At 73.4% G+C, this 18,619-nt stretch carries 15 protein-coding genes and 1 riboswitch; of the genes, 10 read left to right on the top strand and 5 right to left on the bottom strand.

The window, feature by feature from the left end; all coding sequences use genetic code 11:
* Positions 1 to 44 precede the first annotated feature (44 nt).
* Both dapA and O7617_RS05030 read left to right on the top strand, forming a co-directional pair.
* Entirely contained in the window at positions 45 to 971 is a 927-nt protein-coding gene (gene dapA / locus O7617_RS05035; RefSeq protein WP_282261831.1) for a 4-hydroxy-tetrahydrodipicolinate synthase, read from the top strand.
* 52 nt (positions 972 to 1,023) lie between these two features.
* Positions 1,024 to 2,712 carry a ribonuclease J gene (locus tag O7617_RS05030; protein ID WP_282261830.1) on the top strand — a complete coding sequence of 563 codons (1,689 nt, stop codon included), beginning with the start codon at positions 1,024 to 1,026 and terminating at the stop codon, positions 2,710 to 2,712.
* A gap of 61 nt (positions 2,713 to 2,773) precedes the next feature.
* On the opposite strand, the gene O7617_RS05025 is transcribed toward O7617_RS05030, so the two are convergent.
* Both O7617_RS05025 and O7617_RS05020 read right to left on the bottom strand, forming a co-directional pair.
* Positions 2,774 to 4,306 (bottom strand): YbjN domain-containing protein, encoded by a 1,533-nt coding sequence (locus O7617_RS05025; protein ID WP_282264638.1) that lies wholly within the window; start codon positions 4,304 to 4,306, stop codon positions 2,774 to 2,776.
* Between the two features lie 104 nt (positions 4,307 to 4,410).
* On the bottom strand, positions 4,411 to 4,890 hold the full coding sequence (locus O7617_RS05020) for a YbjN domain-containing protein (RefSeq protein WP_282261829.1): 480 nt from the start codon (positions 4,888 to 4,890) through the stop codon (positions 4,411 to 4,413).
* A 114-nt stretch (positions 4,891 to 5,004) separates the two neighbouring features.
* Between O7617_RS05020 and O7617_RS05015 the strand changes: the two genes are divergently transcribed.
* On the top strand, positions 5,005 to 7,464 hold the full coding sequence (locus tag O7617_RS05015) for a DNA translocase FtsK (RefSeq protein WP_282261828.1): 2,460 nt from the start codon (positions 5,005 to 5,007) through the stop codon (positions 7,462 to 7,464).
* Positions 7,465 to 7,532: 68 nt separating this feature from the next.
* Here the strand turns inward: O7617_RS05015 and O7617_RS05010 are convergent, their stop codons facing one another.
* Together O7617_RS05010 and O7617_RS05005 are read right to left on the bottom strand one after the other, a co-directional pair.
* Positions 7,533 to 7,778, bottom strand: a complete 246-nt coding sequence (locus tag O7617_RS05010; RefSeq protein WP_145784982.1) for a hypothetical protein — start codon at positions 7,776 to 7,778, stop codon at positions 7,533 to 7,535.
* Positions 7,779 to 7,850: 72 nt separating this feature from the next.
* Entirely contained in the window at positions 7,851 to 8,165 is a 315-nt protein-coding gene (locus tag O7617_RS05005) for an SMR family transporter (RefSeq protein WP_282261827.1), read from the bottom strand.
* Positions 8,166 to 8,226: 61 nt separating this feature from the next.
* A riboswitch (guanidine-III (ykkC-III) riboswitch) is annotated at positions 8,227 to 8,299 on the bottom strand.
* Positions 8,300 to 8,391: 92 nt separating this feature from the next.
* Between O7617_RS05005 and O7617_RS05000 the strand changes: the two genes are divergently transcribed.
* The 7 genes from O7617_RS05000 to O7617_RS04970 all read left to right on the top strand — a co-directional run bounded on the left by O7617_RS05000 (position 8,392) and on the right by O7617_RS04970 (position 14,869).
* On the top strand, positions 8,392 to 9,315 hold the full coding sequence (locus tag O7617_RS05000; RefSeq protein ID WP_282264637.1) for an ornithine cyclodeaminase family protein: 924 nt from the start codon (positions 8,392 to 8,394) through the stop codon (positions 9,313 to 9,315).
* A 121-nt stretch (positions 9,316 to 9,436) separates the two neighbouring features.
* Positions 9,437 to 10,945, top strand: coding sequence for a 30S ribosomal protein S12 methylthiotransferase RimO (gene rimO / locus O7617_RS04995; protein WP_282261825.1), 1,509 nt, complete (start codon positions 9,437 to 9,439; stop codon positions 10,943 to 10,945).
* A 77-nt stretch (positions 10,946 to 11,022) separates the two neighbouring features.
* The gene (gene pgsA, locus O7617_RS04990) at positions 11,023 to 11,616 is read left to right on the top strand and encodes a CDP-diacylglycerol--glycerol-3-phosphate 3-phosphatidyltransferase (RefSeq protein ID WP_282261824.1); all 594 of its coding nucleotides are present in this window, start codon (positions 11,023 to 11,025) and stop codon (positions 11,614 to 11,616) included.
* Positions 11,617 to 11,795: 179 nt separating this feature from the next.
* A complete protein-coding gene (locus tag O7617_RS04985; RefSeq protein WP_282264636.1) occupies positions 11,796 to 12,398 on the top strand; it encodes a CinA family protein in 603 nt (200 codons plus the stop codon).
* Positions 12,399 to 12,551: 153 nt separating this feature from the next.
* Positions 12,552 to 12,992 (top strand): helix-turn-helix transcriptional regulator, encoded by a 441-nt coding sequence (locus O7617_RS04980; protein WP_282261823.1) that lies wholly within the window; start codon positions 12,552 to 12,554, stop codon positions 12,990 to 12,992.
* 195 nt (positions 12,993 to 13,187) lie between these two features.
* A complete protein-coding gene (locus O7617_RS04975; RefSeq protein WP_282261822.1) occupies positions 13,188 to 14,060 on the top strand; it encodes a PspA/IM30 family protein in 873 nt (290 codons plus the stop codon).
* A gap of 23 nt (positions 14,061 to 14,083) precedes the next feature.
* Entirely contained in the window at positions 14,084 to 14,869 is a 786-nt protein-coding gene (locus O7617_RS04970) for a hypothetical protein (RefSeq protein ID WP_282261821.1), read from the top strand.
* Positions 14,870 to 14,888: 19 nt separating this feature from the next.
* On the opposite strand, the gene O7617_RS04965 is transcribed toward O7617_RS04970, so the two are convergent.
* Positions 14,889 to 18,506 carry a hypothetical protein gene (locus O7617_RS04965; RefSeq protein WP_282261820.1) on the bottom strand — a complete coding sequence of 1,206 codons (3,618 nt, stop codon included), beginning with the start codon at positions 18,504 to 18,506 and terminating at the stop codon, positions 14,889 to 14,891.
* Between the last annotated feature and the right edge of the window lie 113 nt (positions 18,507 to 18,619).

The following is an 18,619-nucleotide window of genomic DNA, read 5'->3' as shown; positions in this document are numbered from 1 at the left end:
CTTCCCCGGCGGGCCCCGGCTGGTCGTCCGCTAGGTTGGAGGGTATGACGCACGACCACCTCGACGCCGCTGTCCGACCGGTGTCCCGCCCCTTCGGCCGGCTGCTCACCGCGATGGTGAGCCCGTTCACCCCCGACGGCTCACTCGACCTCGACGGTGCCGCCCGGTTGGCGAGCCACCTGGTCGACGAGCAGGGCAACGACGCGCTGGTGGTCAACGGCACCACCGGCGAGTCGCCGACCACCACCGACGCCGAGAAGGAACACCTGATCCGGGCCGTGGTGGAGGCCGTCGGTGACCGCGCCAAGGTGGTCGCCGGGGTCGGCACCAACGACACCCGGCACACCATCGAGCTGGCCGCCGGCGCCGAGAAGGCGGGCGCGCACGGCCTGCTCGTCGTCACTCCGTACTACAACAAGCCGCCGCAGAGCGGGTTGCTGCGGCACTTCACCGCGGTGGCCGACGCCACCGGTCTGCCGGTGATGCTGTACGACATCCCGCACCGCTCCGGTGTGCCGATCGAGACCGAGACGTTGGTCCGGCTCGCCGAGCACGGCCGGATCGTCGCGGTCAAGGACGCCAAGGGCGACCTGACCGCCACCAGCTGGGTGACCAGCCGGACCGCCCTCGCCTTCTACTGCGGCGAGGACGCCCTCACCCTGCCGGCGCTGGCCGTCGGCTCGGTGGGTGTGGTCGGCACCTCCACGCACTTCACCGGGGCGCTGACCGCACAGATGATCGACGCGTACGACGCGGCGGACATGCCTGCCGCGCTGGCGCTGCACCGGCGGCTGCTGCCGCTGTTCACCGGCATCTTCCGCACCCAGGGCACGATCCTGGTGAAGGCGGGCCTGGCGGCGCAGGGCCTGCCGGCCGGCCCGGTGCGACCCCCGCTGGTGGACGCCACCGACGACGAGATCGCCCAGCTGCGCGCGGACTTCGCGGCAGCGGGCCTGGAGCTGCCCGAATGACCAAACGACACGACGGACGCCGAGTGACGGCGTCGCAGATTGAGGTGGACGCGTGACCGAGGCGCACATCGAGGCGGAGCTGCCCCCGCCACTGCCGGAAGGCGGCCTGCGGATCATCCCGCTCGGCGGGCTCGGCGCCATCGGTCGGAACATGACCGTCTTCGAGTACGACGGCAAGCTGCTGATCGTCGACTGCGGGGTCCTGTTCCCCGACGTCGAGCAGCCGGGTGTGGACCTGATCCTGCCCGACTTCGGCCCGATCCTGGACCGGCTGGCCGACGTCCAGGCGATCGTGCTGACGCACGGCCACGAGGACCACATCGGCGCGGTGCCCTACCTGCTCGCCCACAAGCCCGACATCCCGCTGGTCGGGTCCCAGTTCACCCTCGCCCTAGTCGAGGCGAAGCTGGCCGAGCGGCGGATCCAGCCGTACACGCTGACCGTGCGGGAGGGTGGCCGCGAGCGGCTCGGCCCGTTCGAGTGCGAGTTCTTCGCTGTCAACCACTCGATCCCGGACGCCCTCGCCGTGGCCATCCGCACCCCCGCCGGCCTGGTGCTGCACACCGGCGACTTCAAGATGGACCAGCTCCCGTTGGACGGCCGGATCACCGACCTGGCCGGCTTCGCCCGGCTCGGCGCGGAAGGCGTCGACCTGCTGCTGTCCGACTCCACCAACGCCGAGATCCCCGGCTTCGTCACCCCGGAGCGGGAGATCGGGCCGGTGCTCGACTCGATCTTCGCGAAGGCGAAGGGCCGGATCATCGTGGCCTCGTTCGCCTCGCACGTGCACCGCGTGCAGCAGGTGTTCGACTCCGCCGTCGAGCACGGCCGCAAGGTCGCGCTGATCGGCCGGTCCATGGTCCGCAACATGGGCATCGCCCGGGACCTCGGCCTGCTCAACATTCCCGCCGGCCTGGTCATCGGGATCGAGGAGGCGACCACGCTGCCGCCCGAGCAGATCGTGCTGATGTCCACCGGATCGCAGGGTGAGCCGATGAGCGCGCTGGGCCGGATGGCCAGCGGCGACCACCGGCACATCACCATCGCCCCCGGTGACACCGTCGTGCTGGCCTCTTCGCTGGTGCCCGGCAACGAGACCTCGGTCTACCGGGTGATCAACCGGCTGGCCCGGGCCGGCGCGGTGGTCGTGCACAAGGACGTGGCGAAGGTGCACGTCTCCGGGCACGCGCCCGCCGGGGAGCTGCTCTACCTGCTCAACGTGGTCCGGCCCAGCAACCTGATGCCCGTGCACGGCGAGTGGCGTCACCTGCGCGCCCACGCCCGGCTGGGCATCGAGTCCGGGGTCGCCGCCGACCGGGTGGTGATCTGCGAGGACGGCGACGTGGTCGACCTGGTCGAGGGCCGCGCCAGCCTGGTCGGGCACGTGAAGAGCCGCTACGTCTACGTCGACGGCCTGGCCGTGGGTGACGTCAGCGAGTCGCTGCTCACCGAGCGGCGGATCCTCGGTGACGGCGGCTTCATCGCCACCACTGTCGTCGTCGACTCGGTCACCGGCAAGGTGGTCGCCGGTCCGACGCTGTCGGCGAAGGGCTTCTCCGAGGACCCGGAGGCGTTCAACCCGGTCATCCCGCTGGTCACCGAGGCACTCAACCGGGCTGCGGCGGACGGCATCACCGATCCGCACCAGCTTCAGCAGATCGTTCGTCGGACGGTGGGCCGGTGGGTCAACGACGCGTACCGGCGTCGCCCGATGATCGTGCCCACCGTGGTCGAGGTCTGAGCAACGTCCGCCGACGCCGGTCCGCCTTCGACGGGGTGGGCCGGCGTCGGCGTGTGCGGGGTCAGGCGAGCGCGGCGACCGCCTCGGCATAGGCGACGCCGGTGGCGATGGCGGCCTCCACCAGCACCGTGAGCTGCGCCGGGGTGACCCCGTGGGTCAGGTCGGTGGCCACGTCGCCGGCCAGCACCAACTCCTCGCCGAGGTCGTGCGTGTACGCCTTGGGCAGCAGCCGGTCGTGGTTCCAGGCGTTGCAGAAGGCGTACGCCTCGGAGCGGCGGGTCACCGGCAGCCGACGGGCGGCCATGGACCGGGCGTGCAGCACCTCACCGCGTTCGCCGGCCCGCCGGAACTGGATCACCACCGAACCCCACCGGCCGACCACCGTGTCGCCCCCTTCCACCACGTACTGGTCGCCGCGCCCGGTCAGTACTTCGGTGATCATGTCGAGGGTCAACGCCATCAGCTCGTCGGTGCGGGTCTCCTCGTCGGACGTGTCGGCGTCCGGCTCGGCGGCCCCGCCCGGCTCGTCGTCGGGGGGCAGCGGGACCGGTGTCGCGAGCGGACGCTCGGCGAGCCAGGCGGCCATCCGGCCGGAGTGGTGGCCGGTGCCGTTGCGGGCGTCGAAGCTGCCGGCCAGGTCACCGGCCACCCCGACCAGCAGCGCGCCGAGTGTGGACACGTCCGGCTCGGTGGCGGGTCGATCGCCGTACGCGGGGCGGGGCAGGGTCCGCCGGCCGAGGCCGGCCTCGTCGGCCAGTGCGCAGACCAGCGCTCCGGCGGCGGCGAACTCCATCGCGGCCAGGTCGTCGGTGGGCCGGTCCAGCCGGGGCAGCTGTTCGGTCAGGATGGTCAGCCCGCGTTCCAGGTGCCCGCCGAGCGCACAGAACCGCAGGTGCGCGGCGAGGTGCGGGAACGCGGCACGGTCGCGCCGGTGCCTGCGGTACGCCCGGACGTGTGCCGCCGCGGCCCGTTCCGGCTCGCCACCCCGCAGGGCCGGTAGCAGGGCGGCGACCAGGTTCCGTTCGGGTTGGTCGGTGCAGGCCGCCGGGTCGCCGTCGGAGTCCCGTAGCTCGTCGAGCGCGGCCCGCCACTCGCCCCAGCCGGTCAGCAGCTCCGCGCGTCGGGCCGATGCGCAGCCGGGGCAGCCGCCGGCCGGGCCGGGCCGGCTGCCCGACCACCGCTCGTACCAGTGGCGGGCGGTGGGTTCGTCGCCCAGGTGGTCGGCGATCCGGCAGTGCAGTTCCGCGACGGTCGGCGTGTCCGGACCGTCCACACCGACCCGATGGGCCAGGTCGTGCAGCAGGGACCGGGTCTGGTCCAACCCGACCCGGGGGGTGCCGAGCAGCGCCTCCACGGCGTACCGCTGGTAGCGCAGCAGCAGCCCGGTCTCGACGTGGGTGAGCACCTCGGGCCGGTGGTCGGCGGCGGCCCGGCAGCGCCGGACCGGTTCGACCAGGCGCCACCGCTCCCCGTCGAGCAGGTACGCCTCGATCAACGCGAACCGTGCGTCCACCCCGGAGCGGACGTCGCCGCACGCGTCGGCCCGCTCGGCGAGCCGTTCCAGGGCCACCCGCCGGGCCGGGCCGTCGGGCATGTCCCGGGCGTCGGCGAGCGCGGACTCCAGCGCCGGTACGCGAGAGTGCGCGAGGCGCCCACCGGCACCGGTGGGCGGGGTGCCGGTGAACTCGTCCCGGCCGCTCACGACGGCACCGCACCGGGCAGTCGGCGGACCGCCACGGCGAGTTGGCAGCCGGTGGTGATGCCACAGTCGAGCAGTCGGTCGAGCTGGTGCGGGGTCACCCCCCGTTCCAGGTCGGTGATCACCTCGCCGTAGACGCGGGCGCGACCGTCGTCGTCCACGTGCGTGAACGCCTTGGGCCAGAGCCGGTCGTGGTTCCACGAGTTGCAGAAGGCGTACAGGGCGGGCACCTGTTCGATTCCGAAGGTGGTGGTGACCATGGTGCGGACCTGGAGCAGCTCGCCGTCGTCGCCGAGGAGGAGGAACCAGATCAGGTTGTCGTCGAAGCGGCCCACCAGTTCGCCGTCCACGCTCCGGCCGACGGGGCGGCCACGGGCGGCGAGCACCGCGTTGACCAGTTCGCCGCTCAGCGGACGCACCGCACCCGGGTGCCCGGCCAGCGGGTCGTCCGGATCGCTCGCGATGTCCGGCGACGCCATGCGGGCATCCCTTCTGAGGCGGATATCACGACCGGCGGTGGGGTTCGTGTTGCGACGCGCGGACACGACCCGGAAAAGCGGGGATCTGCCCGGCCCCACCGTTACCGTGACTCTATGGCGGGCCGTACCTCTCAGGCGAGCCGGCGGCGCGGCGCGTCGCCGCGCGGTGGCACCAACAGTCGTGCCCGTCAACCGGCCAAGAAGACCCGGGCGCCGGTCCGGCGTCGCACCGCGCCGACCCGACCCGGCCCGGCCGTCTACGTGGGCCGCGCGGTGGGCGCACTGTGGATGGGTCTGGCACACGGCATGGGTTGGGCGGTGCGCGCCGCCGGTCGGCAGGCCGCCTCGGCCCGTGACCTCGACCCGGAGCACCGCCGAGACGGCGCCGGGCTGCTGCTGTTCGGGCTCGCCCTGCTCTCCGCGGTGGCGCTCTGGTTCTCCGGAGCGGGCCCGGTCGGCGCGCGGCTGGCCGACTCGATCCGGCTGTTCCTGGGCGCGATCTCGGTGGTCGTGCCGGTGCTGCTGATGATCGGGGCGTGGCGGCTGATGCGTCAGCCGGCCGATCCGGAGCACCGGGGGCGTGGTCTGATCGGGTGGGGTTCGCTGCTGGTGGCGACGGCCGCGCTGCTCCAGATCGGTCAGGACCCGGTGGACACCGTGGAGCGTGACTTCGCCGGGGGCCTGGTCGGCGCCGGTGTGGGCGGGTTGCTGGAACGGGCGGTGACCGCCTGGGTGGCCGTACCTCTGCTGGTCCTGCTGTTGCTCTTCGGCCTGCTCGTGGTCACCGCCACGCCGATCAACAAGATCCCGGAGCGGTTGGGCCTGCTCGCCGGTGGGCTGGTCGCGCCCCCGGAGGCCGCCGAGGAGGAGACCGACGAGTCGGCCGCGCGGCCCGCGCGCAAGCGGCCGGGGAAGCGGATGCCTCCGCCGATCGACCCGGACGACTTCGAGGACCTGGACGGCGCGGACCTCCAGGAGACCATGGTGCTGCCGCGCAAGTCGCCCGCGAAGGTGCCGGCGAGTCGCAAGCCGCCGGTCGAGCCGCCGGAGCACTCGCCCGCGCCGACCCGGGCCGAGCAGCTCGCGTTGACCGGGTTGGCCGGCGACTACACGCTGCCGCCGGCCAACATGCTCAGCAGCGGGGCCGCGCCCAAGACCCGCAGCAAGGCCAACGACGAGGTGATCGCCGCGCTGACCGGCGTCTTCGACCAGTTCGACGTGGACGCCGCCGTCACCGGCTTCACCCGGGGTCCGACGGTCACCCGCTACGAGGTGGAGTTGGGGCACGGCGTCAAGGTCGAGCGGATCACCCAGCTGTCCCGCAACATCGCGTACGCGGTGAAGTCGCCGGACGTGCGGATCCTCAGTCCGATCCCGGGCAAGAGCGCGGTCGGCGTGGAGATCCCGAACACCGACCCGGAGAACGTCGCCCTCGGTGACGTGCTGCGCTCCCGGGCGGCGACCAGCGACCACCACCCGATGGTGGTGGCGCTCGGCAAGGACATCGAGGGCGGCTACGTGGTGGCCAACCTCGCGAAGATGCCGCACATCCTGATCGCGGGCGCCACCGGCGCGGGCAAGTCGAGCTGCCTCAACACCCTGCTGGTGTCCATCCTCACCCGGGCGACCCCGGACGAGGTGAGGCTGCTGCTGATCGACCCGAAGCGGGTCGAGATGACCGGCTACGAGGGCATCCCGCACCTGGTCACCCCGATCGTGACCAACGCGAAGAAGGCGGCCGACTCGCTGGACTGGGTGGTCCGCGAGATGGACATGCGCTACGACGACCTCGCGGCCAACGGGGTCCGGCACATCGACGACTTCAACCGCAAGGTCCGCAACGGCGAGATCAAGGCCCCGCCGGGCAGCGAACGGGAGATGCGCCCGTACCCGTACCTGCTGGTGATCGTGGACGAGCTGGCCGACCTGATGATGGTCGCGCCGCGCGACGTGGAGGACTCGGTCGTCCGGATCACCCAGCTGGCCCGTGCCGCCGGCATCCACCTGGTCCTGGCCACCCAGCGCCCCTCGGTCGACGTGGTGACCGGTCTGATCAAGGCGAACGTGCCGTCCCGGCTGGCGTTCGCCACCTCTTCGCTCGCGGACTCGCGGGTCATCCTCGACCAGCCGGGCGCGGAGAAACTGCTCGGCCGTGGCGACGGGCTCTTCCTGCCGATGGGGGCCTCCAAGCCGGTCCGCATCCAGGGCGCCTGGGTCACCGAGCGGGAGATCGCCGACGTGGTGAAGTTCTGCAAGGACCAGCGCGAGCCGGAGTTCCGCCCGGACGTGCTGACCCCGGCGCAGGACAACAAGAAGAAGATCGACGAGGACATCGGCGACGACCTCGACCTGCTGGTGCAGGCGGTGGAGTTGGTCGTCACCTCGCAGTTCGGCTCGACCTCGATGCTTCAACGCAAGCTGCGGGTCGGTTTCGCGAAGGCGGGACGCCTGATGGACCTGATGGAGACCCGTGGCGTGGTCGGGCCGTCCGAGGGGTCGAAGGCACGCGACGTGCTGGTCAAGCCGGACGAGCTGGAGGAGGTCCTGGTCGGTCTACGCGGCGACGCGGACTGACCGACGGGCGACCCCACACGTGCGACGGGCCCGCCGGGATCCGGCGGGCCCGCGACGTGGAGGGGCGATCAATTGCTGATCAGCGCGGCGAAGACCACCAGGCCGAGGATCGCGGCGACGACGCTGGCCGCGGCGGCGTACCAGCCCAGCGGCTTGTCGCCGAGCACCGCGCCGACGACGCCCGCGATGACGCCGAGCACGCCGAAGATGATCGGGTTGAGCAGCAGGGCGAGGACTGCGAAGACGAAGCCCACGATGGTGAGGATGCGGGCGGCGTTGCTGCGGGGGCGTGCGGTGCTCGGCATGTCGGTCATGTCTTCCTCCAAGTGAGAGCCTGTCGTGACGATCGATCACTACCCACTGTGGGTGTTCGTCACGCGTGCTCGTCAATGGAAGATCTTCAGACCGATCACGCCCGCCACCACCAGCAGCAGGCAGAGGATCCGCGGCAGACTCGTCGACTCACCGAGCGCCAGCATCCCGATCAGTGCGGTGCCGACCGCGCCGATGCCGACCCAGACCGCGTAGCCGGTTCCGACCGGGATCTCCCGGAGCGCGTACGCCAGCCCGGCCATGCTCAGGACCAGGGTCACCACGAAGATCGCGGACGGGACCAACCGGCTGAGACCGGCGCTGCGGTCCAGGGCGACCGCCCAGGCCGTCTCCAGCATTCCCGAGATCACGAGTACGAGCCAGGCCATCGTTCACCTCACGGTAGGCGCCCGGGGCTGCCGCGCCGGGACGAGTCGAATCTGCATCTCACGCGGGGCGTCTTGGCCTGACCGGGTACGCCCACCACTCGTCCGGAGCGGCCCCGACCATCCGGGGCCACCGCTGTCGACGCTAGCACCGGCGTCCGGGGCGGGACGGTGACGCCCACCACGCCCCGTTGACCTGCACCTGACTTCAACTTGCAGGATGACGACCATGACCCTTCTCTACGCCGACCACGAGGTCGCCGCCGCGCTGGACGCCGCCACCACGGTCGACGCCATGCGTGCCGCCCTCCTGGCCGCGTACGAGGGACGTCTGGTCGCCCCGCCCCGGACCGCCGCCCCGCTCGACGGCGGGCGACTGGTGCTCACCGCCGGGCACCTGGTCGACGACTGGTACGGCTTCCGCTCCTACGACACCTTCGGGCACCCGGAGGGTGAGCAGGTGGTGGTGCTGCACGACGCCCGGACCGGGGCGGTGCGGGCGGTAGCGGTCGGAGAGGAGCTGGGTTCGCGTCGTACCGGTGGGTTGGGCGGCCTCGCCGTCGACGCGCTGGCCCGCCCGGACACGACCAGCCTCGGGGTGATCGGTTCCGGCCGGCAGGCCTGGACGCAGGTGTGGGCCGCCGCCGCGGTCCGCCCCCTGCGGGAGGTGGTCGTGCACAGCCGATCCGCCGCCCGGCGGGACGCCTTCGCCGCCCGGGTCCGTGCCGAGCTGGGTGTGCCGGCCCGCGCGGTGACCAGCCCGGGTGCGGCCGTCGCCGGGCGGGACGTGGTGGTGCTCGCGACCACCAGCCCGACCCCGGTGCTCCACGCCGCCGACCTCAGCCCCGGCACACACGTCAACGCGGTCGGCTTCAAGCAGCTCGACCGCAGCGAGTTCGGCACCGATCTGTTGGACGTCGCCGACCTGCTGGTCACCGACTCGCCGGCCCAGGCGGCGGACTACCAGCCGCCGATGCTGGCGGCCACACCCCCGTACGCCGGGCGGTTGGGTGACCTGGGCGGCGTCCTGGCCGGCGCGGCTCCCGGCCGGACCACCGCGGACCAGATCTCGGTCTTCTGCTGCACCGGCCTGGCCGGTACCGAGGTCTTCCTGCTCGACGCGCTGACCCGGGTGACCGCCGCGGCGCGCTGACGGGCGCCCGGGACCGCCGCGGCGCGCGGCGGATCGGCCCGTGACCCGACCCACCGACGTGGGCGGAGGAGCCCCGGCCGCCCGCGTGCGTGGGCTACCCAGGCTGGCCCGGTACCCTCGGATGGTGTCTGCCACCGCTCCTTCTCCTTCCGACAACGCCGAGGGCCGCCGTGTCGCCCTGCTGACCCTCGGCTGTGCCCGCAACGAGGTCGACTCGGAGGAGCTGGCCGCCCGGCTGCACGCCGACGGTTGGCAGGTGAGCACCGACGGCGAGGGCGCCGACGTGGTGGTCGTCAACACCTGCGGCTTCGTGGAGAAGGCCAAGCAGGATTCCATCCAGACCCTGCTCGCCGCCGCCGGGACCGGCGCCAAGGTGGTCGCGGCCGGTTGCATGGCCGAGCGGTACGGTCGGGAGCTCGCCGACAGCCTGCCCGAGGCCCAGGCGGTGTTGAGCTTCGACGACTACCCGGACATCGCCGCCCGGCTGAACGCTGTCGTCGCCGGCGAGCAGGTCACCGCGCACACTCCTCGGGACCGGCGGGAGCTGCTGCCGTTGACCCCGGTGAAGCGGCGCGACAGCGCGGTGTCGCTGCCCGGGCACGGCACCGTCACCCGGACCGCTGTCGACACCGACGAGCACACCCCGGCGCACCTGCGGCAGGTGCTTCGCCGCCGGTTGGACACCGGCCCGGTGGCCTCGTTGAAGCTGGCCAGCGGCTGCGACCGGCGGTGCGCCTTCTGTGCCATTCCCGCCTTCCGTGGCGCGTTCGTCTCGCGTACGCCGGACGAGCTGCTGGCCGAGGCGGAGTGGTTGGCCAAGACCGGCGTACGCGAGCTGGTGCTGGTCAGCGAGAACTCCACCTCGTACGGCAAGGACCTGGGCGACCCGCGTGCGCTGGAGAAGCTGCTGCCGCAGCTCGCCGCGGTGAGCGGCATCGTGCGGGTGCGGGCGAGTTACCTCCAGCCGGCCGAGACCCGGCCCGGGCTGGTCGAGGCGATCGCCGGCACCCCGGGTGTGGCCGCGTACTTCGACCTGTCGTTCCAGCACTCCAGCGAGCCGGTGCTGCGCCGGATGCGGCGTTTCGGCTCCACTGACCGGTTCCTGGAGCTGCTGGCGACCGCGCGTGCGCTGGCCCCGGACGCGGGTGCCCGGAGCAACTTCATCGTCGGGTTCCCCGGCGAGACCCGCGCCGACGTCGACGAGCTGGTGCGGTTCCTGACCGAGGCCCGGCTCGACGCGATCGGCGTGTTCGACTACAGCGACGAGGACGGCACCGAGGCCGCCGGGCTGCCCGGCAAGGTCTCCGCCGCGACGATCAAGCGGCGTTACGACCGGCTGAGCGCGCTCGCCGACGAGCTCTGCTCGCAGCGGGCCGAGGACCGGCTCGGCTCGACCGTCGAGGTGCTCGTCGACTCGATCACCGACGGTGTGGTCGAGGGTCGGGCCGCGCACCAGGCGCCGGAGGTCGACGGCTCGACGACCCTCGTCGCTCCCGCCGACGGCGGTGTGGACCTGGCCGCGCTGCGCCCGGGTGACCTGGTGCGCGCGACGGTGACCGGCACCGAAGGGGTGGACCTGCTCGCCGTGCCGGATGAGATGATCTCGGCGGCGCCCGGCGCGGCACGGTGACGGCGGGCCCGAGCGGAGCGGGGGAGCCACGTGGTGCGGTGCCGGGAACGCCGCGGCAGCCCGAGCGGGGTGCGCCGGTGACCGGGGCGACGGAGTCGACGCCGAGCCGGTCGGTGGCGGCCGTGGTGCCCGTCCTCAACGCGGCCAACGCGCTGACCGCCCTGCGGCTGGTGCTGGTGCCGGTCTTCGCCGCCTCGGTGATCGTGTCCGGGATGACCCACTCGGGCTGGCGGATGGCGGCCTGCCTGATCTTCGCGGTGGCTTCGGCGACGGACCTGGTGGACGGCTGGATCGCCCGCCGTTTCGGGCTGGTCACCTCGGTCGGCAAGGTGGCCGACCCGATCGCCGACAAGGCGCTCACCGGCGCGGCCCTGGTGCTGCTCTCCTGGTACGACCAGCTGCCCTGGTGGGTGACCGCGGTGATCCTGGTCCGCGAGCTGGGCATCACGGCGCTGCGGTTCTGGGTGATCCGGCACGGCGTGATCGCCGCCAGCCGAGGTGGCAAGGTCAAGACCGCGCTGCAGATCCTCGCGATCGTCTGGTACCTCTGGCCGATGCCGGCCGCCCTCGCCGCCGTCGGCCCGTGGATCATGGCGGCCGCGGTCCTGGTCACGGTCGCCACCGGGTTCGACTACGTAGCCCAGGCGCTGCGCCTCCGCCGACCCCGCTGACCTCCGCCCGATGATCTCCCGAGGCGGTGTGTCGGGAGGTCAAACCTCATGATCGGCGCGATCGGTCCGGCAGGGTTGGGGACCGGTCGGTGGGGAAGGATTGGTGCGTGGCAGCGGACGGGTCGACACAGCACGACACGGGTTTCGGGCGGCACGAGGTCGGTGTCTCGGATGACGCGGTGGCGGGCAGCGCGGCGGCGGCGGTGGTGCACCGGCTGGCACAGCGACACGAGACCATGGCCACCGTCGAATCGCTCACCGGCGGGCTGCTGGCCGCCTCGATCGTGGACGTCGCCGGGGTGAGCGCGATCTACCGGGGTGGCCTCGTGGTCTACGCCACCGACTTGAAGGACAGCCTGGCCGGCGTACCCGCCGCCCTGCTGTCCGAGCGGGGGCCGGTGGACCCGGACGTGGCGGCGGCGCTCGCCCGGGGCGGCCGCGAGCGCTGCGGCGCGGACTGGGGCGTCGCCACCACCGGAGTCGCCGGCCCGGAACCCCAGGACGGCAAACCCGTCGGCCTGGTCTACGTCGCGGTGGCCGGGGCGAACGGCGTCGAGGTCCGCCGACTCGACCTCGGCGGCGGGCGGGAACATGTCCGGACGACGGCCGTGATCGAGGCCCTACGGCTGCTCGCCGAGCGGATCTACGACGCCGATGCCCAGGACGCGGTGCCGACCGCCACCCCCGCCACCTCGGAGGCCGTCCCCCCGACGGACACCTCCGACACCTCGAACGGGACCAGCCGGGGCAGGGCGGGAACGGCCGGCGCCACCCGTCGCTGAGCCCCCGGCCGACGAACCGACGGGCGGGGCGGGATGTCGCCCGGGCTCGCAACGGGTACGGTTGCGGGAAGGCTCCGACGTTCGGGGTCGGCGCGGTTCCGCCGCGACCGGCTGCCGGCGGCGAGCGCGAGGTATCCCTCAGGGGGAGGTGCGATGATCCTGCTACGCCGGGTGATCGGTGACGCACTGCGAGCGCGCCGTCAGGGGCAGCAGCGCACGCTGCGTGAGGTGTCCACCGCCGCCAACGTCAGCCTCGGCTACCTCTCCGAGATCGAGCGGGGGCACAAGGAACCGTCCAGCGAGCTGCTCGCCGCGATCTGCGACGCCCTCGGCGCCCGCCTGTCCGAGCTGCTGCGTGAGGTGAGCGACACCGTGGCGCTCGCCGAGCAGATGCCCGGCGTCCTCGTGTCGATCCCGGAGGAGCCCGCCGACGCCGCAGCGGTGCCCAAGAGCACCGGCCGGGGCGTTCGCCAGGTCACCTCCGACGGCAAGGTCGCCGTGTCGGTCCGCCAGGATTCGCCGCTCAAGGCCACGCTTCGCAGCTCGCGCGTCCGCCCGACCGAGCGCGACCGGGACGTGGTCTGCGCCGCTTAGGGCGTCCTTCCGGTTGACCGTGGGCGGGCTGGCCCCGGCCGCGTAGGGTGGCCGGCAGGAGTTGCCGGTGCTGTCGACCCAAACGGTAAGGGTGCCTTCGCTGGCGTTCGACTGGGACGATGGAGACCGGCCGGTCGTGGTCGGCCCGTCCGACCGACCGTGGTCAAGCGACGCGACTGAGGGGATACCGCGGAGATGGCGAACCCGTTCGTCAAGGGTTGGAATTACCTGATGGCGCTCTTCGGCGCGAAGATCGACGAGCACGCCGATCCCAAGGTGCAGATCCAGCAGGCCATCGAGGACGCCCAGCGGCAGCACCAGGCGCTGGTCCAGCAGGCCGCCGCGGTGATCGGCAACCAGCGTCAGCTCGAGATGAAGCTGTCCCGGCAGATGTCCGAGGTCGAGCGGCTGCAGGGCAACGCCCGGCAGGCCCTGGTGCTGTCCGACCAGGCCCGGGCCAAGGGTGACGAGGCCGAGGCGGTGCGCTTCGAGCAGTCGGCGCAGACGCTGGCCACCCAGTTGGTCTCCGCCGAGCAGGCCACCGAGGACCTGAAGACCCTGCACGACCAGGCGTTGGGTGCCGCAGCCCAGGCCCGCCGCGCGGTCGAGAACAACTCGATGATCCTCCAGCAGAAGCTCGCCGAGCGCACCAAGCTGCTCAGCCAGCTGGAGCAGGCCAAGATGCAGGAGTCGGTGGCCCGTTCGCTGGAGTCGATGTCGTCGCTGACCGCGCCCACCAACACGCCGTCGCTGGACGAGGTGCGCGACCGCATCGAGCGGCGGTACGCCAACGCGATGGGTCGCGCCGAGCTGGCCGGCAACTCCGTCGAGGGCCGCATGTTGGAGATCCAGAAGGCCACCATCGACTCGGCCGGTTCCGCCCGGCTGGAGCAGATCCGGTCCAGCATGGCGGGGGAGCAGCTCGGCGGCGCGGCGCAGCGGCCGGCCGTGCCGCAGGCCGAGAAGGCCGGCCCGACCAGCGACCCGGCGGCGGCCGCCCGGCTGGACGAGCTGCGCGCCAGCATGGCTCGCGAGCGGGGCACCGGCGACCCGACCGCCGCCGGCTGAACGAGCGGACCGAGGGGGTCAGGGTGGCAGACGAGCGGACGCGATACTTCCGCAGGCTGGGTCGGCTGCGCCGGTCCGCCCGACGGTGGAGTGTGCTGGCCGGCGGGCTCGGCGGCGCCGCGGCGGTGCTGACCCCGTACGCCGGCCTCGGTCTTCCCGATGCGGCCTGGGCCGGCGCCGCGGGCAGTGCGGTGGCGCTGGCCGCCTGGCGCTGGATCGACGTGCGTGCCCTGGCCGCCCAGCCGGCACCCCCCGCGCTCGACCCGGCCGAGGCCGCGGCCCGGTCGCGGGCCCGGTTGGTCGCCGCCGTCGAGCGGCTGCCGGTCGGCCCGGGTGTGCTGGCCGAGGTCCGTCGGGTCCGTTCCCGGATCGCCCTGCGCGGCACCAGCGCGGGCGAGCAGTGGGCCCGCCTGGACCGGGCGGCCCTCACCCTGGCCGGGATGGCTCCCCGGCTCACCGGGCTGGCCGAGCCAGCGGTGCAGGAGGCCGCCGCCGCCGACGGTTCGCTGCGCGACCTGGCGGCCCGGGTGGCGAGCGTCGAACGAGCGCTGCGCCTGGCCCCGGCCGACGCGCGGGCCCCACTGGCCGAGGCGCACGCCGTGCTGACCGGCCAACTGGAGAGCGGGGTCGCCGCCTACGAACGGTTGGTGGTCGCCGCCGCCGGCTACCTGGCCGAGGACGCCCGCCCGGAGACCGCCCATCCGGCCGCCGACCGGCTCACCGAGGCGACCGACCTGCTGCACGGGGTCGCCGGCGCGCTCGCCGAGCTGCGCGCCGTCGGCACCCCACTGCGCGCGCCCACCCGCTGAGCCGGGCCGCGCCGACCGGTCACTGTGGTGTCGTGACCAGGACCGGCCCGGTGTACGGCGAGCTGCCCACGACGTTGAACGACCGGATCCGGTAGTGGTAGGTCACGCCTCGGGCCAGCCCGGTGTTGGTGAAACCCCGGCCGGTCACGGTGAAGGTGGCGACCTCCCGGTCGAACGCCGGGTCGAGGGCCCGCTGCACGATGAACCCGGACCCCTGCCCGCTCGGGGTGCTCGCCGCCCAGGCCAGGATAACCGTGGCGGTGTCCGGGCCGGGCGCGGTGGCGGTGGCGCTCACTTCGGTGGGGGTGCCCGGCGCGGGTGGCGAGGTCACCGTGGCGACTGTCGACCAGGCCGAGGCGGCGCCCAGGTAGGTGGTCCGCACCCGGTAGTAGTACGTGGTGTCCGGTGCCACGGTGACGTCCAGGTGGTTGTCGCTGACCCCGATCGCCGTGGTGCCCGGGCCGCTGGTGAACGTCGGATTGGTCGCCCGCTGCACGTCGATGCCGGTGGCGAACGACCGGTTCGACCAGCGCAACGCCACCCGTAGCGGCGCGGCCGGCGGGAGCGTCGCGACCAGGCCGGTCGGTGCGGCCAGGTGCACCGAGGCGGGTACGCCGTTCGACCAGGACGAGTAGCCGACGGCGTTCTCCGCCCGGATCCGGTAGTGGTACGTCACGCCGGGGGTGATCGTCGCGTCCGTGTACCGGGTGGCGGCCGCCGCCACGGTGATCGTGGTGACCTCGCCGCCGAAGGTCGCGTCGGTGGCCCGTTGCAGCAGGTGGCTGGTGGCGGGTGGGCGTCCGCCGTTGCTGGTCCAGGCCAGGGCGATCGCGGGAAGCGCGGTGGCCGAGCCGGACACCGGCGTGGCGGTCAGCCCGGTGGGTGCCTTCGGCGCCACCCGCAGCACCAGTGGCCGGGTCATTCCGGCGTCGCGGTGGCCGGCGAGCCGGCTGTGCCAGCGGTACTCCCAACCCAGGTTGACCAGTTGGTTGACCACCATGGCGGGTCGCCCGTCCGCCGGGCTGACCGGAGTCGACCCGGTCCGTGCCCCGGCCGGGCGACAGGGATCGAGCAGCCGGACGCTGTCGCCCAGCTTGAACGGCAGCACCGGGGCGACCGGGCGCAACGCCACCACGACGTCCTCCCGGGGGTTGACCCGGACGATGTCCTTCCAGCCCAACTCGTTGCCGTGCGGTGGCCGCAGCGTGCCGTCCCAGCCGACCCGGTTGACCACCTGCACGTCACAACCACCGAAGTGCAGCGGCTCGGTCTGCCGGACGTCGCCACTGATCCGCCAGAGTTGGGTGCCGTCGCCGGGCGCTCCCACCGGCACGGCCGGGTCGGTGGCGAAGAGCACCTCGGTGACCGGGTCGGTGGGGCCAAGCGGCAGCGTCGTCGGATGCAGCGGCCCGGCGTGCGGGTGCCCGACGCCGAGCCGGCCGGCCAGCCGACCACGGTCGGGCTCGAAGACCTGCTGGGCGGCCTTGACCGCGATCGGCAGGGTCACCGGGCCGGTGCCGCCCGCCGGGGTGAACGTCACGGTGCCGGCGTGCACCGGCACCGTCGTCTCCGACAGGGTCCGGGTGCCGAACGCCGCGTCGTAGGCCGGCTGCGGCACGATCGGCGGGCGCTGGCCGGCCGCGTACGCCACTGGTAGCCGCTCGCGCAGCCGGGCCCTGTCGTACGGCTGCCCGGGTGCCCCGACGACCCGGAACTGGAGCAGGGTGCGGGTGTTCGGGCCGTACCCCGGCTCGGTGCGGGGCGGACCACCCTCGGCGGTGCGGTCCGGCGCGTCGGTGTGCTGGTCGTAGCGGGGGTCGTAGCCGGGCAGCGGAGCCGGCGCGTCGTTGTACAGGATCAGGGTGCTGCCCGGTGGTACGGCGGAGAAGTCGACGAGCACGTCGGCCCGCTCGCCCGGGGCGAGCAGCAGGGTGTGCCCGTCGACGTTCAGCACGGTCGGGTCGAGCCGGTCGTACCGGTAGCCGATCGGGCGGTTCGGCAGCACCACAGGGGCGGGTAGCAGCCCCGCCTCGTTCCCGATCTGGACGAACTCGGGCCCGGCCGCGCGCGGGTCGGGCACCCCGCCGTCGCGTCCGTCGGTCGGCCAGCCGGGCGGCCGGTCCGCGGCCCGCACGGCGGCCACCATCGGCACCTCCCCGGCGTCGGCGTCGGCGAGCGCGCCGTCGGCCGTCCACATCGCCCCGTCCGAGCGGGCCCGGTAGAGCTGGAGGTTCAGGCTGCGGTCCAGGCAGGCGTTGAGGATCCGGAACCGGTACGCGCGCGGTCGCACCTCCAGGTACGGGTAGGCGACGCCGTTGACGAGCGGGGTGTCGCCGTACGCCTCGGGGACCGCGGACGGGTGCGGCAGGTCGGGGCTCAGCGGTGGCTCGTCCGGCGCGTCCACCGGGTCGTGGTGGGGGTTCGGGGCCCACCCGTCGGTGTGGACGCCGTCCGGGGTGGGGTTGTGCGACCAGGGGCCGTAGTCCCACCGGCCGGTCGGGTTGCGTCCGCCGGAGCGGTACGGGTTCTGCCGGGGCTGGTACACGTGCGGGTGCCAGAGGCTGCCCCGGGCTCCCCAGCGCTCCCGGTCCCAGGTGGGGTCCTCGGCGGCGAGTTGGGTGTCGTCCGGCACGAACGTCTTGTCCTCGATCACCAGCGGCAGCTGGTCGGCCGGCAGCACCCCGTCGGCGACGAGCTGGTCCTCGGCCGGGTCGGTGAGCAGGTAGAGGGCGAGCTGCCCACCGTAGACGGTGAGCCGGGCCAGGCCGGCGGTGTTGTCGTGCCACCACAGCAGGCGGCCGCTCTGGTCGTTCGGGTAGTAGAGCGTGGTCGCCCCCGCACCCGGCGCCGGCATGTCCGGCACGGGTGTCACTCCCACTCCGGTCGGGTACGGGGTGATCTCTTCGGCCGGAGTGATCCACTGCCCGGGGTTGCCGGCGCTGGTCCACCCGGTCTGCGCCCCGGCCAGGTGCAGCACCGCCCGGTTCTGCGGGTACGGTGCCGGTCCGTCCAGCGGGCCGAGACCGGCACCCTCGATGGTGTCGTCGACCGGCAGGAACAACTCGCCGGCCCGGCCGGTGGGGAGCTGGTTGATGAACTTCACCCGGACCGGTCGGCCCCGGCGGGCGAGGATCATCGGGCCGAGGTGCCACGGCCGGTCGGGGGGCGCCACCGTGTTGTGGCCCGTCGCGTCGGTGCCCAGGTTGAGCTGCCGGTAGCCGCGTAGCCGGGTGGCCGGCAGATCCCGGTGCAGCCGCTGCGCGTACTCCTGTAGGCCGATCTCGTAGTAGTCGCAGCCCGGATAGCTGATCGTGTCCGGCGTCGCCACCGGCAGGTGGCTGCCGAGGTCGGTGCGGGAGTGCCGGCCCGGAGTGGGCAACGGGTCGACGAACTTGCGCAGCCCGGTGCCGGGCACCACCCGCCCGCCGGGATCACGCGTCGGGCGGGGGCTGTGGGCGAAGTTCGGCACCGGGCCGAAGCACCGCGGCACCACGGCCGGGTCCAGGCTCGGGGCCGGGGCGGCCCCCTCGGCGGTACGCGCGGCGGGCACCGACGCCGTCCGCTCGGTGGCGGGATCGCCGGTGTCACGGATCGTCCGCTCGAAGAAGGTGAAGCGGAGTCTGCGGAACATCGCCATGACTCTCCCCGGGGTCGGGCAGGAGTCCGCCACCCCGACGTGGCGGACCGCCGCGCTCTGCTGACGGTCGGTGAGGGTTCAACCGCAGCATGCGACTCCGACGGCCGGATAGG

The sequence above is a fragment of the Micromonospora sp. WMMD1155 genome, from assembly GCF_029581275.1.
In the GTDB taxonomy this organism is placed as follows: Bacteria; Actinomycetota; Actinomycetes; order Mycobacteriales; family Micromonosporaceae; genus Micromonospora.
Note: the sequence above shows the minus strand (reverse complement) of the source record. Positions and strands in the feature narration are given on the sequence as shown.